Annotated in this window: 9 protein-coding genes and 2 rRNA genes; all 11 read right to left on the reverse strand. The window is 45.1% G+C overall.

The features are described from left to right. Positions 1–28: 28 nt before the first annotated feature. On the reverse strand, positions 29–1,210 hold the full coding sequence (gene purT, locus BM257_RS11985; protein ID WP_092072951.1) for a formate-dependent phosphoribosylglycinamide formyltransferase: 1,182 nt from the start codon (positions 1,208–1,210) through the stop codon (positions 29–31). Positions 1,211–1,230: 20 nt separating this feature from the next. Continuing rightward, the gene (locus BM257_RS11990) at positions 1,231–2,367 is read right to left on the reverse strand and encodes a dTDP-glucose 4,6-dehydratase (protein ID WP_092072954.1); all 1,137 of its coding nucleotides are present in this window, start codon (positions 2,365–2,367) and stop codon (positions 1,231–1,233) included. Positions 2,368–2,380: 13 nt separating this feature from the next. Next, a complete protein-coding gene (locus BM257_RS11995) occupies positions 2,381–2,875 on the reverse strand; it encodes a metallophosphoesterase family protein (RefSeq protein WP_092072957.1) in 495 nt (164 codons plus the stop codon). Further along, the gene (locus BM257_RS12000; protein ID WP_092072960.1) at positions 2,872–3,489 is read right to left on the reverse strand and encodes a cytidylate kinase-like family protein; all 618 of its coding nucleotides are present in this window, start codon (positions 3,487–3,489) and stop codon (positions 2,872–2,874) included. The genes BM257_RS11995 and BM257_RS12000 overlap by 4 nt, the downstream gene beginning before the upstream one ends. Next, positions 3,479–4,831: an MATE family efflux transporter gene (locus tag BM257_RS12005; protein WP_092072963.1), complete on the reverse strand. Its 1,353-nt coding sequence runs from the start codon at positions 4,829–4,831 to the stop codon at positions 3,479–3,481. Before BM257_RS12005 ends, BM257_RS12000 begins: the two co-directional genes overlap by 11 nt. Before the next feature lie 104 nt (positions 4,832–4,935). Next, complete coding sequence (locus BM257_RS12010) at positions 4,936–7,287, reverse strand: translocation and assembly module lipoprotein TamL (protein WP_177216105.1); 2,352 nt, start codon at positions 7,285–7,287, stop codon at positions 4,936–4,938. Then, entirely contained in the window at positions 7,274–11,944 is a 4,671-nt protein-coding gene (locus tag BM257_RS12015) for a translocation/assembly module TamB domain-containing protein (RefSeq protein ID WP_092072969.1), read from the reverse strand. Before BM257_RS12015 ends, BM257_RS12010 begins: the two co-directional genes overlap by 14 nt. Further along, entirely contained in the window at positions 11,914–12,591 is a 678-nt protein-coding gene (locus BM257_RS12020; protein WP_092072972.1) for an RluA family pseudouridine synthase, read from the reverse strand. The genes BM257_RS12015 and BM257_RS12020 overlap by 31 nt, the downstream gene beginning before the upstream one ends. A 65-nt stretch (positions 12,592–12,656) precedes the next feature. Beyond that, positions 12,657–14,807 carry a S8 family serine peptidase gene (locus BM257_RS12025; protein WP_177216106.1) on the reverse strand — a complete coding sequence of 717 codons (2,151 nt, stop codon included), beginning with the start codon at positions 14,805–14,807 and terminating at the stop codon, positions 12,657–12,659. Between the two features lie 130 nt (positions 14,808–14,937). Beyond that, positions 14,938–15,050: ribosomal RNA gene (gene rrf / locus BM257_RS12030) — 5S ribosomal RNA — on the reverse strand. Between the two features lie 145 nt (positions 15,051–15,195). Further along, positions 15,196–15,473, reverse strand: a 23S ribosomal RNA gene (locus BM257_RS12035); the annotation flags it as partial.

Here is a 15,473-nt window from a genome sequence, read left to right on the forward strand (position 1 = left end):
GCAGCACCAGTTTCTATTTCTTGAACCACTATTTCTTCATATAAGGATCCGTCCCTAATACGGTCTTGGCAAGACGCTTTGCCTTGTCACGCAAAGCATTGACATCGTCGTCTAACTCACCATAGCAGAGGACTACACCCATGCGGCGACCCTTATGAGCCTCGGGCTTACCGAAGATACGGATACGGGTACGGTCTTCTTTCAGAGCCTCTACGAAATTGTAGTCCAGTGGTCCATGTTTCTCCTCTGGTGAGAGGATGACAGCACTGGCTCCTGCATGCTCCAAATGTATACCAGCAATAGGCAATCCCATCACAGCACGGAAATGAAGTTCAAACTCAGAAAGGTTAGTGGTATGACCTAAGGTCACCATGCCAGTATCGTGTGGACGAGGACTCAACTCAGAGAAGATGACTTCACCCTGACGTGTCAGGAAGAATTCTACGCCCCAGATACCATAGCCAGTGAGTGCCTTCGTCACCTGATCCGCCATGTTCTGTGCATGTTTGAGAGCCTCATCACTAATCTTATAAGGTTGCCATGACTCACGATAGTCACCACCCTTCTGCACATGTCCGATAGGAGGACAGAAGATTGTGGGTGCATTCTTCTGTGTCACTGTCAGCAAGGTAAACTCCGACTCGAAGTCAATGAATTCCTCAATAATGACTTCCTTCACATCACCGCGACTGCCTTCCATAGCTTCCTTGAAAGCCTGTTCCAACTCATCGTCGTTATGCACATAGCTCTGTCCGTGACCTGATGATGACATCAGAGGCTTTACCACACAGGGGAAACCTATCTCGTCGGCAGCCTTCTTGAATTCGTTGAAGGTCTTGGCATAGAAATATTTTGCCGTACGAAGACCTAAGTCGCGAGAGGCAAGGTCACGGATGGCACGACGATTCATTGTGAAGTTGACGGCACGGGCAGAAGGAACAACCTGTATACCCTCTTTCTCGAAATCAAAAAGACGCTCTGTGCGGATGGCTTCAATCTCAGGAACGATGATATCAGGCTGATGTTTCCTGACAGCGGCAGCAAGGGCATCACCATCAAGCATTGAGAATACCTCACGCTCGTCAGCTACCTGCATAGCAGGTGCATCATTATAACGGTCGCAAGCCACTACATAAGCACCAGCCCGCTTGGCGGCAATCACGAACTCCTTACCTAACTCACCACTTCCAAGTAATAGAATCTTCTTCATAATCAGTATTTGTTTTGTTATTATCTGTTAGCATACATATTATCATAGTATTTCTGATAATCGCCAGAGGTTACATTATCCAGCCACTCCTGATTGTCGAGATACCAGCGAACGGTTTTCTCGATACCCTCCTCAAATTGCAACGAAGGTTCCCATCCGAGTTCCTTTTGTAACTTGGTACTATCGATGGCATAACGCAGATCATGTCCAGCACGGTCGGTCACGAAAGTGATAAGGTCCATATCTGCACCTTCCGGACGTCCTAACAGTCTGTCAACAGTATTGATAACCACCTTGATGATATCGATATTCTTCCATTCATTGAAGCCACCGATATTATAAGTCTCTGCAATCATTCCTTGATGGAAGATCAGGTCGATGGCACGGGCATGGTCCTCCACAAACAACCAGTCACGCACGTTCTCACCCTTGCCATAGACAGGTAACGGTTTACGGTGACGGATATTGTTGATGAACAAAGGAATCAGTTTCTCAGGGAACTGATAAGGTCCGTAGTTGTTTGAACAGTTCGTTACGATGACAGGCATACCGTAAGTATCATGATAGGCACGTACGAAATGATCACTGGAAGCTTTGGCTGCGCTATAGGGAGAATGTGGATTATACTTCGTGGTCTCCAAGAAGAACTTGTCACCGTATGCCAAGTGATGCTCTGACGAGGAAGCCGTTGTAGTGAAAGGCGGATCGATTCCCTCTGGATGTGTCAACTCCAAGGCACCATACACCTCATCGGTAGAGATATGATAGAAGCGTTTGCCTTCATAACGATCAGGCAGAGACTCCCAATAAAGTTTTGCTGCCTGCAGGAGTGACAGTGTTCCCATCACATTGGTCTTAGCGAAAGTGAAGGGGTCTTTGATACTTCTGTCCACATGACTCTCAGCTGCCAGGTGGATGATACCGTCAACCTTCTTTTCCTGCATCAGTTTATAGAAGGCATCAAAGTCACAGATATCCATCTTCACAAACTCATAGTTGGGTTTGTTCTCGATATCCTTGAGGTTAGCGAGATTACCTGCATACGTCAACTTGTCGAGGTTGATGATGTGGTAATCTGGATACTTATTCACAAAAAGGCGTACCACATGGCTTCCGATAAAGCCTGCGCCACCAGTAATTACAATTGTTCGTTTCATATCTATTTGTTTTTTAATGTTTTCCTAATGTAATAACTTCACAGTCACTGAATTTATTGCCCTCGATAGTCAGTCGGACAAGCGTCCTTTCCTTATGCCAGCCCTGTAGTCCTGCGGCACCAGGATTGATATGCAACAGGTTCAGCGTCTTGTCATACTTCACTTTCAGGATATGCGAGTGTCCCGCGATGAAGAGCTGAGGGGGTGAGGCATATATCTGTGAACGGATACTATAGTCATAATTGCCAGGATAGCCTCCGATATGTTTCATCAGCACCTCCACATTCTCGCATTTCCAGCGCAGTACCTCCGGATACATCAGTCGCAAGTCACCACCGTCACAGTTGCCGCAGACAGCACGGAGAGGACGAAAAGCCGCCAACCGTTCAGCTACTTCCGTAGAACCGATGTCGCCGGCATGCCATATCTCGTCACAGGGTTCAAAATAATGCAGGTATTTCTCATCCCAGTAACTATGCGTATCGCTGATGATTCCAATTTTCTTCATAGTCCGAATTTCTTTCTGACAAAGTCGGCGATCATCTTCTCCGTCTCGTCCAGTCCCAAAATACTAGAGTTCACACAAAGGTCATACGATTCCGCATGCCCCCATTTCTTACCTGTATAATAATTATAATAGGCAGCTCGTTTACTCTCTGCCTGCAAAATCATATGCTTTGCCTCTGGTGGCGTCACACTTTGCTTGTTAAGGATTTGCTGTACCCTGTCATGCATTGACGCAGTGATAAAGATATTCACTACATTCTCAAAGTCACGCAATACATAATCGGCACAACGCCCCACAAAGACGCAAGAACCTTTTTCAGCCGCCTTACGGATCGCATCACTTTGGAACTTAAACAGATTCTCCTGGGAGAACCCTGACTCATAAGCTCCGCTGACATGAGGAGTAGTCATACTGAACAGTCCACGGATAAAACCCTTTTTCTCGTCATTCTGTTCGAATATTTTCTCACTGAAACCACTCTCTTTAGCGGCAAGGTTAAGAATTTCTTTATCATAATACTTAGCATTGAAATCATGAGCAAGCATACGGGCAATATCATGTCCGCCGCTACCCAGTTGTCGTCCTACATTGATAATAATGTGTTTATTTTCCATAAGCTTTGAGTTTTTTGATATACCATATCAACAAGGGGATTGTCATAGAAAAAGAACCGAAGTCACTTGCTGCCATCGAATACCATACACCATCCAGTCCCAAGAACAGGGGGAAGATGTATGCCATCGGCAACAACAAGATCAACTGTCGTGAGAGAGAGAGGAAAATACTGATCTTCACTTTACCAATACACTGGAAGAAATTAGTGATAACGGCTTGAGAACCTACCACAAAGAAGACCATCATATTGAGTTGGATACCCCTTGCAGCCATCGCTATCAAGGTGGCATCTGTCGTAAACACACGGGCTATCTGACGAGGGAAGAGCATCGAGACCGTCCAACCGATTAACAGTATAGTAGTCGCTGCAGTTATTGTTAACCAAAGACAACGAAACATACGGTCAAAACGCTCGGCACCATAGTTGTAGCCAACGATAGGCTGCATACCTTGTATCATTCCCATCACAAACATAAAAAGCACCATCACAACGGAGTTGGCAATAGAATAGGCTCCCACTGCCATGTCACCGCCATAACGCACAAACTGATTGTTCATAAATATTACGATGACACATGATGTGCTCTGCATCAGAAAAGGAGAGATTCCAATGGATATGATATTACGAACCAGGTCTTTCTTCAATTTATAGATGCCTTTGCGCAGATGCAACAACTCTTTCTTGTCAGAGAATACCCACATTTGCCAGCAGAGCGCTATCGTTTGGGAAGTGATGGTAGCTAATGCCGCTCCTCTGATACCCCATCGGAACCACCATACAAAGGCAATAATCAAGATGATATTCATACCCACCGTAAACAGGGTAGCCCACATCGCATGACGAGGTTTGCCAGCAGCCCTCAGCACGGCATTCATTCCGAAATACATATGAGTCACTACATTACCTAACAGTATAATTTCCATGAACTCACAGGCATACGGCAGAGTCACCTCTGAAGCTCCAAAGAAACGCAGGATAGGATCAAGGAATATTAGACAGACGACCATGAACAGAACACCAATGATCAAGTTGAGGGTTACCGTGTTACCCAACAGATACTGTGCCGTCTTATAGTCACGCTGTCCCAGTTTAACGGAGATACACGTGGAGGAACCCACACCAACAGCCGCACCAAAGGCAGCACTAAGATTCATAAAAGGGAAAGTAATACCCAGACCTGCTATTGCCTCTGGTCCCACCACCTGTCCGATGAACGCTCTATCGATAATGTTATACAAGCTGGAAGCCGACATTGCCACAATGGCAGGAAGAGCATACTGCATCAACAGCCGCCCAACGGGTTTTGACCCTAACTCCAATGTCGCTTGCTTATTATCCATATTATACTGCAAAGATAATGCAAAATTTCGATTAAACGAAGAGAATGCAAATATATTTGCATTCTTAAGACTGAAGACGATAGTTTTATTTTCAAATTATATCTTCAGAACGGATAGCCGATGGCGAAATGAAGGGTCTGGTTCCTCTTAAAACCATCGACATTAAAGAAGCCTGACTTACCTGTTTCATAAGGCACATGAAGACCGATACCCCAGTCAAGACGAAGGATAAGGAAGTCTAGGTCGTAACGGATACCGACACCTGTTCCGACAGCTAGTTCACGGAATAGATTTTTAAAGTGAAAACGTCCACCATCGATACTACTTTGCTCTTTCTCTGTCTCATAAGAGTTGTTGGAGGAAGTCCACACGTTACCGGCATCAAGGAAGAGAGCTCCATAAAGATTTCCAAAAAGGCGTTGACGATACTCCAGATTCGTCACGAACTTGATGGAACCATTACGGAAAAGATAGTCCATCGCCTTGTCGCCAAACGACTCAATGCTACCTGGTCCGACTCCACGGACGGAGAAGGCACGGATACTGTTGGCTCCTCCGACATAGAACATCTCGTTATTGGGAATAGCATCGGAGTTTCCATAGAGCCAGATATATCCGACATTGACATGACCAACCAGCTGTGATGTGCTATTGAGCGTCCACGTCTTAGTGAAATCAGTCTCAATCTTCAAGAACTGAGAATAGGGATTCTTGAAAAGAGTTTTGTTTTTCTCATTCCAACTCTTACCACCAATCATATATGCCAGTGACAACAGGTTACCTGCCTCAGCGATTGTTGTTTCCCAACGGATGGGATGCAGTTTTCCCGCAGGACTGGTATAGGTATAGGTATAGCGCATCTCTGGTACAAAATAATCCTGCATCGTAGCAGCTAGATAAGGATTAGTCTTCACCAATTTGTCATACTCCTCCGTGTGACTATTCATAAACTGATATTTAACTGTCAATGGTGAAAACTCATGACGACTCTGCGCTGAAGATTGCCAACGGTAGGTCCACTCACCACTGACTACATGCATTTTGTAGTAACTAGGACGATAAATGATATCTGTAGACACCTTGGCAATGGTAAGTGGCGTACTGAAGTAGCGACGGCGACGTATGATGCGACCATTCTTGTCACGACGCACACGGTTACCTCCAAAGAAAGGAGCAATGATACGTGGAAATTCAATGCTGGCATCAGCACCATATTCATAATTATTCATCGAAGTACCACCACTCGTTGCCCACTCGTAAGAGCCGTGCAGGTTGACATCAATCTTCTCACCACCACGGAAAGCATTACGACGGGTAACACCAAGTTTTAGCTCAGGTCCTACCCGTCCAATAGTACGGGCATTGAAATTTGTCTCGATATAGAAGTCCCATGGTTTGTCGAACACGCAGTTAAGGGTCAGGTCAAGCGTATCGCATGTCGCTGTTGTATCACGAGGTGTGAAAACAAAATCTGTAGACGAGAAGAGTCCCATGGCATTGAGTTTGTTGACAGACTGCAGATAATTGTCGTAGCTATACAACTGACGAGGACGCAATTTCATGTCTGCCATCAACACACGAGTACGGATAGGCGGTTTTTTCCCAGAGAAACGTACTGTAAAATATCGACGGTGGAGAGAGTCCGTCAACTGTTCCATAAAGGTCTTACGCATATTGATGTTCACTCTTCCGATATACCACTGGTGGAGAGCCTGGGCAGGAACATCCTTTGCCAATTGGAAACGCAACTGTGCCTTACCGTCGACAGCAAAGGTGTCGGCAAGATAGGAGGCATAGTCCGGCTGGTAATAATAATAGCCGTTGTTACGTAATAGCAGGCTCACGCGCTTACGTTCGGCATCGAGATTCGCAACGACGAAGGGGTCTCCTTTGTGGATTAACGCTTCGTTCATTGTGGCTTGTATCAGGCTGTCCGCACCTGTTGGAAAGCCAAAATACCCTACACTGTCAAGACGGTAAAGACGACCGAAATTCACCATATAGCCGATTTTTGCTGTCTTAGGGTTCTTCTGTGGGACAATCTCATAGCTCACATGATTGTTAAAATATCCATGATTTCTCAATACAGAGCTTGCCACGGAAGAACGTAACTCAGGATTAACCCACGACATCAAAACGGGTTGTTTTCCAAATGCCTTCGTCATCCATTTGGCGAATCCAGAGTCTTTTCCGCTATAGTGGTTCCATACAGACAAACCGAATGAGAAAGGCATACGATGGTAGCTGCTACCGAAGATCGCACCATTAGGAGCTGTGGCAAGTGCAGCCTCCAACTCTTCTTTAGTCTGCGTGAAGTTATCATTCTCCTCATAGTTCTCATAAGTGATCTTTTTCAGACCCGTGAAGAGCTGGTCATCCTCCGGGATATTCTTTGTCATCGAACAGGAAGAGAGAAGTATACCTGCTAATATATATAGAAAATTATTTCTTCTCATTACTTTCAGTTTTTAGGGAATCAGTAGGGACACTAGGATTCGGAGTAACCGGAGCTTTCAGGGGACGCATAGGACGCTGAGGTGTCGTGTCTTTGAAGCGGAAGATGTCCCAGAAATTCTGCAGGGAACGACGCCATATGAAACCAGCGCCATATTTCTGGGTATAACCATCCAACCAGTCATAGCTGTTGTTCTGATAATATAGCGTAATAAACTTATTCGCTGTATGATCGAGGCGATATTCAAGAGAAACGTTATCAAAGAAAGAATTATTACGTTGTTGTAATTCCGCACCTGATGACACCTTTCCGCCAACGGCAATTTTCAAACGGTTATTCATAAACCGCTTAGCAAACTTAAAAGAATAGTCGGTGTGCATCGCACCAGAGGCATCCGTTGAGTTGTCCATACCAAACGAGAGATCAAGAGTACGTAAAGCATTACCTGTGATATGACTGATCTCTGAGTTTAGGAATGAGCTGAGTGCGGCGTTCATTGAGAAAGCACCAGTATTACCATCGGCAAGGTACATTCCTGTAGTAAGCATAGTGACAGCAAGTTTTCCACGCTGTTCTACCCCCATCGCTTGCAGCTCACTATGCAACTGCATATCCTCTGGAGCATCCAACGTGAACTTCAATCCCATATCTTTCAAAGTCTTGGTGACAATCACACCACAGTCGAACTCCACACTACGTCCCACCCCATTACTATTGGAAACGGTAGCACGCGTACGTTCTGTCGCCGTGATATTCAATGTGGGATTCATTGGTTCTCCTGTAAATTCAATAAACGAGCCGTCTTGGATTGTGAAAGTTTTCAATGGGATGGCGGGCAGTGAGTATTTCATCTCACCATTTGACAGAGTATAACGACCACGCAATTGCAAGTTATCCACTGGCGTATACTGCATACGCAACGTACCACCACCCATCAGGTCAATATAGTTAGAATGGTCAGCATTGAGGTATGCCATAATATGGGCACCTTTCGACACCTCTATCGTCATATCCATTGTGAAACCATTCAAGGACGGACGTTCGACAACAATTTGTGTCGTGTCGCTGAAATCAGTGAACTTGACCAGTTCCTCCAAATGGTTATCGGTAGAAAGTGGAGTGTCACGCAACACATAACTCATATCTGTGGAGCCTAGCACATTCAGCCTGCCTCGCAGTTTCAGATTATCCGAAGTACCCTGCATCCTGCCATATACATCTACAAAGACCTTTCCGTAAGCAATACTATTAGGATTTTCTTTGGCACCGATAATCTGATAATCTTTAGCACGCATACGGAGATCTACCAAGATATGGTCAAGATTCGAGAAGTTGATATTGCCCATCAACGTTAACGGGTTCTCATTATAAGCATACAGGGAGAAATTCTCTAACATCAGGTTGGAACCCACGACACGTACTGGGTCATTGTCAATACGCAAGCGTATACCATAAGGAATACTCACAAGATAAGAGGAGTCAAGGTAGACCTCACCATTCACCTGTGGAGTCCTCAATGAACCCTTGACAGACATCTCACCCTCGCCAAAACCTTCCAAACCGACAATCTGGTCAGGGATAAAACCGTTAATAATCTCCATAGGGAAGCGGGTCAATCGCATTTTAGCATCAAGGACACCCTCTCCTTCATTATAATAGGTACCATTTAACAGACCTATCTCCACGTCATCTTTCAACAGACGAGCCTCTATGGCATGGGCATCATTCTCTTTCTGTAAATAGACAAGTTCTGTGCTCACATTACCTATCGGGTTTTTCTCGTATGTCATGTTCTGGACAGACATATCACTCACGACAGAGAAACGCCCAGTCTCATGTTGCACGACATGATAATCACCATTCAGAATACCAGTCATACGAGGCACATAAGGAAGCACAGAGGTAATCTCTCCCAAATCCAAGCGATTCAGACTGATTGTGATATCCTGTAATGCTGTAGGGTCACTCTCTTCGGAATATATCTTCACACCCATACCGTCATCAGCTATCAAATCTATCTTCGCCATCACTTTATGATCAGAACCTAAGAACACATAATTATCCTTATTCAAAGCAAACTCCTTATAGCCCAATGTCGGACGATCTGGTACAAGATGCAGACGAATGCCGCTATCTACCATCTCCGCTTGAGCTCCGATACGGGCTCCTAACTTATTCTCGGAGTCATAATAACGGACACCCATTGTGGCACCACGTTGTTGAAGGATTCCATCGAAGAGGGCATTGAACACAAACTGCGGATTCCGTTTGTTATTGCGTATTTGTCCACCAAAACTAAGATGCTCCTTCCGCTGGGTAAGACGGAAATTAATCGTGTCAAGACGTGTTCCATCATATACCAGGGAATAGATATGACCGTTGCCGTTGACTCCTGTTTCCGGAGAGGTCGTCATATCAAAGAGCACGTCTTTGAAATCAATATTATTACCACTCTTCAAAAGAGTTACAATAGGATTGTCTGTCTTGCTCTCCACATGTAATTTCATGACAGGAAGAAGTCGGCGAAGGGCGGGCTGGTCAATAATCTTCTGATCATATTGTGCCATTGCGGAATCGCTAAGCGTGGTAAGCTGACTGATCAGGTGTTCATAATGACCGCTGGCATCCACCTTCACAATAAAGTCACCACTCTGAATACGGGCATAAGTGGTATCAGCACGTAGATTAATCAGTAATCCTAAATCCTCGGGACGATATACCTTAGCAGAGTCACGGATGGTAAAATCAGAGAAGAACCCGCTAACATAATGTGTTTTCTTTAAATCAGAACTAACATCCACATGACCACATAGTGCAATGGTCAATGGCTTATCAACCAAATGGAGGCGGTAGAGGTCTAACTGTGCCATGTCTGCAGTGATAGTACCGTCTAGCTTATTTTTTTTCATCAGAGCATCCAAGGCGATAGTACCATTAAGAAAATGGTTGTCACCTGTCACATGAGCAAAGGCACGACCGTTCTTGACATCCGCTGCCACCATCATATTACTCAGGTCATAAGACCCGTATTTTAGCTGAAGGATTCTCGCATCAGCCTGTAAGGTAGTACGTGGCGAGAAGATGTCTGTCCCCTGCCCTTTTGCCACAACATCAGCAGAGACAGCATAGATAGAATCATGAGGCATGAAGTGATGTAAGTTCAGGTCACGTATCGACAAGTTTGCATCATAACGCATGGCATTAGCATTGAAATTTCCCTTTGCCTTCACCTGTCCCTTACCTTCTCGCATTACAAAATCTGCATAATATTGGGCACCATCTGCTTTGACATATCCTTGAGCGGTAATTCCATGAGGGATATGATAGTCACGTTGTATATCCTTCGGCAACAGACCTGTTATAAAATTCATATCTTCAGTCCTTGCCTTAAAATCCACCTTGGCACGAAGACGTTGGGGGCTTGTCAGATTAGCAACGAATCCTGTGGCTGTAGCATGAAAAGCAGTAGGTAAGGACACATCGAGTCCGTCAAACTCCATATAGTCCATATTCCCATTCACGGATCCCTTGACACTCAACGGGTAATTAGGCCAACGCTGCTGGAACGACTGTGGCATTCCTCCTAAGAAGCGCATCAGGTCTTGTTTACCTACCTGAGCATTCATGCGCATCCTCATCTTGCCTGGCTGTATCTTGTCCATCAGGGAGAGCGGCATATCCAGCTCCATGTCCATATCAGAATCAGGTGTCTTCAAATGTAGTTTAGACAATCTGATATTTCCATTCTCCATAGCGACAACACCTGTGAGATTACTTACCTGTAAACCACTCTTCTCGTTCAACTGTACAGTACGCATCACCAGTCGTGCCGTCGTGTCATGATAATAAATAGAATCGACTCCTATATTCACATGCTGAAGGTCGATATGGTTATAGTCAAGTCCTTCTATACGTGGCTCATAGTTCTGGTCGTATTGCAGGTTACCATTACTCCAATCCAAGGAAGCAATCTGATAGGTCTGCGTACCTAAGTCGATGTCTCCACCTTTTGCCGACAGATTACCGAAACGGGCTTTCACACTTATGGTGTCACCTGGCATGTGTAGAGCTATATCAGAGCGAACGACAGACAGACTGTCGGCAAAAATTTTCCAACGGTTATTGGATGTCGTCGTATCTTCTGGGACACTGTCGTTCAAGGCTACATCCACGATAGCATCCTCTAATCTGGCACCATTGATTTCTACAGTCTGCTGATCAAGGTCTATACCCTTACTCGACAAGGCAAGACGTTTGAATTGTCCCTTCACACATGCAGCATCTACAAGCTGTACTGAATTAAACTTGGCATGGTTAATCTCCAACTCATTGATAATCACCTTGCTTTTCAACAGGGGTAACAACTCCACATCGACGACCATCCGTTCCACATCGGCTATGGTGTCGGGCTGCTGAAGGATGTGGAAGCCATCAATACCCAAATCCAAAGGGAAAGAGAGGTCCACATGGTCAACACTAATCTGCATACCTGTCTTCTCTGAGGCTATAGCAGCGACTTTATCAACAGCCCAGTTCTGGAAAGGAGGGAAATAAAGCAGTGCTGTCAGTATCAGAAACAGTATGACAGGACTTAACAGTATACCTAGTATCCACCACAACGCTTTCTTCATGGCTGATATAATTTTAGTCCTTGCCATAACGGATCATCAGGTAATGGTGACTCCACAACAATGGGTTCTTTCTTTACTGGATGAATAAACTCCAGCCGGTGTGCTAACAAAGAAATACTTCCATCAGGATTACTGCGTCTGGCACCATATTTTAAATCCCCCTTTATGGGGCATCCCATCTCAGCAAGCTGACATCTGATTTGATGATGACGACCTGTTAACAGATTGATTTCCAGTAAATAATACCGATCCGTTTGACCAATCATCCGATATTTAAGGATGGCTTTTTTCGAACCAGGCACCTCATGATAATAGGCATACGTCTTATTCTGTTTCTCGTTCCGCGTAAGCCAATGCTCTAGTGTTCCCTTTGATTCCTCCGGTTTATCTTGCACGACAGCCCAATAAGTCTTGTGAATGTCACCATGACGGAACATGTCATTCAGTCGAGTTAATGCTTTCGACGTACGGGCAAACATGACCAATCCACTTACAGGACGATCCAAACGGTGCACTATACCTAGGAACACCAGACCAGGCTTAGCATATTTCTCTTTGAGATATGCTTTCACCTTCTCTGCCAAAGGCTCGTCGCCAGTCTTATCACCCTGTACGATCTCACCGCTCTCTTTATAAACGATGATAATGTGGTTGTCCTCGTAGACTACTTGCATAATAACCTATTATGATGCAAAGATAGTGTAAAATTTCGATTTAGCGAAGATATTGGGGAATAATTTTATTTCCTTATAAGCTGCGAGCCGGTAACACCCCGTTCGGCACTTGTCAACTGGATGGCATAGATACCACTGGACAGCATAGGCAATGGCATCATGGTATCTGTCTGGGAAGGTTGTATTTGTTGTTTCCAAAGCAAAACACCCGATGTGGAATAGACACTGACAGTAACAGGTAAACGAGGTATCTCCGTGAATTGCAGGTGTAGCTGTCCCCCACTGACCGTTATCTCTACACTCTTGGGATGATCCTGGCTGATACTTTCAACACCTGTCAATCCTAGAATATCCAATAATCCACGATAACCATCAATTTCCCCATACCCATATCGGTTATTAGGATAACTCAAACCATCCTCTGGATGACGACAGGTCCGACTGAATATGCCGATAATATCCTCACGGGTGAGATGAGGATTCGCCTGTAGCCAAAGAGCAATAACCCCAGCTACTATAGGAGTTGACATTGACGTACCAACATTAGAACCCCAAGGATATTTTCTGCCGTCCACGTCACTATACATAACATATTCGTCTGTCACATTAGGATACGTTTCATAGTAAAAACTACTATACGAAGACATGACATTGGTTCCTGGCGCAGTGACATCAGGTTTGTTCAGTCCATTGATAGCAGGACCTGTGGAAGAATAGTAGGTCAACAGTCCTTGTTTATCATCAGATTTCTTATACTCACCATTTACATTAGTATATCCCGTTCGATGAATAGTGGCGCCCACACAGATGGGAGCACTAAAGCAACCAGGTGCCAGGATGTTATGTCCCTCACTCGCGGCATTCCAACGAAGATCCACGTCAAGGTTGCATAAAGCGTAGGACGATGTTCCGAAAAGCTCCGCATATATTCCATCACCTTTAGGAACGATCGCAACATCTGCCCATGAACTCAATTGTTGGGTGGCATCCAACTCCAATTGGTAGATAAGATAGTTGGGCTCAGCACTGGACGTATGATAACTGAGACGAACCTTACATTCTTTCTCGTTGACAATGATATTGTCTTCTAATATACCAGAAGGTTCCATTCCTGTCATTGTCAGTTCCTTCACTTGAAGTAACTCATGTGTCGTCTTATCATAGATATAAAGACAGATAGTGACGGTACCGTCAGCTTTCACCTGATAGGTCGCTTTTTTCTTACTACACTTGATGAAGGCTCCCGCCATTTCCATATTCCTCGGTTTCTCGGCATAAGTCAGCCTCTGTCGTTCATTACCAGCTGACGAGACCAGGATGCGGCCAGGTCCTGTCAGTTTACCAAGAAAAGCTGCATACAGGCTGTCCTCCCTGTCTATCATAGGAGTATAGCCCTCACTAAACGACACCACACAGGGTTTGTTTTGCTGTTCCGCATAGTCAAAGAGATATTTGAATCCTAATGCGTCTGTAGCAGAGGTATATTTGTCATAATCCGATTTCTTCATAAAGATAGTGTCATTAGTAACGGCATTACTGACAACACAAAGCTCACTCTCAAAAGCCACTCCCCGATATGGGGTATCATGACCACTACCGGCAGCAATTCCCAAAGTATGGGTACCATGACATTGCACTTTTCCGTCAATAGCACATCCTTGTGCGAGGATATCGGAAGTGCTTACGAACTCTCTACCGACGGGAAAATAAGTATAATCATCAGAAGGTGCCAGTTGATCCCAGAAAGCATGAATCCGATATTCGTTATTGTTATAGAACGTGGGGTGCGTCAAGTCAAAACCAATATCCATAATACCCACAACGACCCCATCACCTGTAAAGGCAGGATGTTGAGCTGTCGCTTGGTAAATGGGAAGGGTATTGACAACGCGTGGAATCGTATCCAGCGTAACATGCGACTGTTCATTCGCTTCAATACGAAGGACCGTGGGATGATGAGAAAAATGCTCAACCTGACTTATCGGTAGCATCACTATTGCGATATCGTCAAGTTGTGCATAACGGCGACATTGGTATACAGCAAGTTGCTCATCTGTCATGTCCTCCTTCAACTGGACGAAGACAACAGTTAACTTCTCCTCATCTCCAACCCTTCGTTGAGTATTCTTTTGCGCCAATACCTTCTGACAAAGCCATGATGATATCTTACGATATTCATCAATGCCTTGGGCGTTGAGAGATACCGCTACCATCATACTTAATAGGATCAAAGCAGCACGTTTTCTCATTAATCATACACTTTGGAATGCAAAAATAAACAAATTTTTTATATTGACAAAATAAAAAAGCCCTGATTCATTGCTGAATCAGGGCTTCATCTGAAAAAAGTGGCGGCCTCCTACTCTCCCGCATTGCATTGCAGTACCATCGGCGCAGGCGGGCTTAACTTCTCTGTTCGGAATGGGAAGAGGTGGGACCCCGCCGCAATAACCACCTGATAATTCTTCGGATTAGTAATTAGGAATTAGGAATTAGGAATTAGGATTACATCACTCTCCCAACACATCACCAACCGTATAGGTGACAATCTCCACAAGCAAGACGCCGGTCAGGACAGCGAAACAACAACTGAAGGGATGACTCGACGCGAAAGCGTTCGGGCAATTAGTACAGCTCGGCTTTGACGTCACCGTCTTTACACCTGCTGCCTATCAACGTGGTAGTCTACCACGACCCTCAATGGAGTCCTCATCTTGAGGCCGGCTTCGCACTTAGATGCTTTCAGCGCTTATCCGAACCCGACGCGGATACCCGGCGGTGCGCCTGGCGGCACAACCGGCAAACCGGAGGTCGGTCAACCACGGTCCTCTCGTACTAGTGGCCGGTCCCCTCAAGACTCCTGCGCCCACGATAGATAGAGA

It is taken from the genome of Prevotella sp. tf2-5, from assembly GCF_900115435.1.
Taxonomy (GTDB): Bacteria; Bacteroidota; Bacteroidia; order Bacteroidales; family Bacteroidaceae; genus Prevotella.

Bases quoted from the DNA above. Each gene is read 5' to 3' on its own strand.
- BM257_RS11995 (WP_092072957.1), bottom strand. From the start codon at position 2,875: ATGAAGAAAATTGGAATCATCAGCGATACGCATAGTTACTGGGATGAG.
- BM257_RS11990 (WP_092072954.1), bottom strand. From the start codon at position 2,367: ATGAAACGAACAATTGTAATTACTGGTGGCGCAGGCTTTATCGGAAGC.
- BM257_RS12020 (WP_092072972.1), bottom strand. From the start codon at position 12,591: ATGCAAGTAGTCTACGAGGACAACCACATTATCATCGTTTATAAAGAG.
- BM257_RS12005 (WP_092072963.1), bottom strand. From the start codon at position 4,831: ATGGATAATAAGCAAGCGACATTGGAGTTAGGGTCAAAACCCGTTGGG.
- BM257_RS12000 (WP_092072960.1), bottom strand. From the start codon at position 3,489: ATGGAAAATAAACACATTATTATCAATGTAGGACGACAACTGGGTAGC.
- purT (WP_092072951.1), bottom strand. From the start codon at position 1,210: ATGAAGAAGATTCTATTACTTGGAAGTGGTGAGTTAGGTAAGGAGTTC.
- BM257_RS12010 (WP_177216105.1), bottom strand. From the start codon at position 7,287: ATGAGAAGAAATAATTTTCTATATATATTAGCAGGTATACTTCTCTCT.
- BM257_RS12015 (WP_092072969.1), bottom strand. From the start codon at position 11,944: ATGGCAAGGACTAAAATTATATCAGCCATGAAGAAAGCGTTGTGGTGG.
- BM257_RS12025 (WP_177216106.1), bottom strand. From the start codon at position 14,807: ATGATGGTAGCGGTATCTCTCAACGCCCAAGGCATTGATGAATATCGT.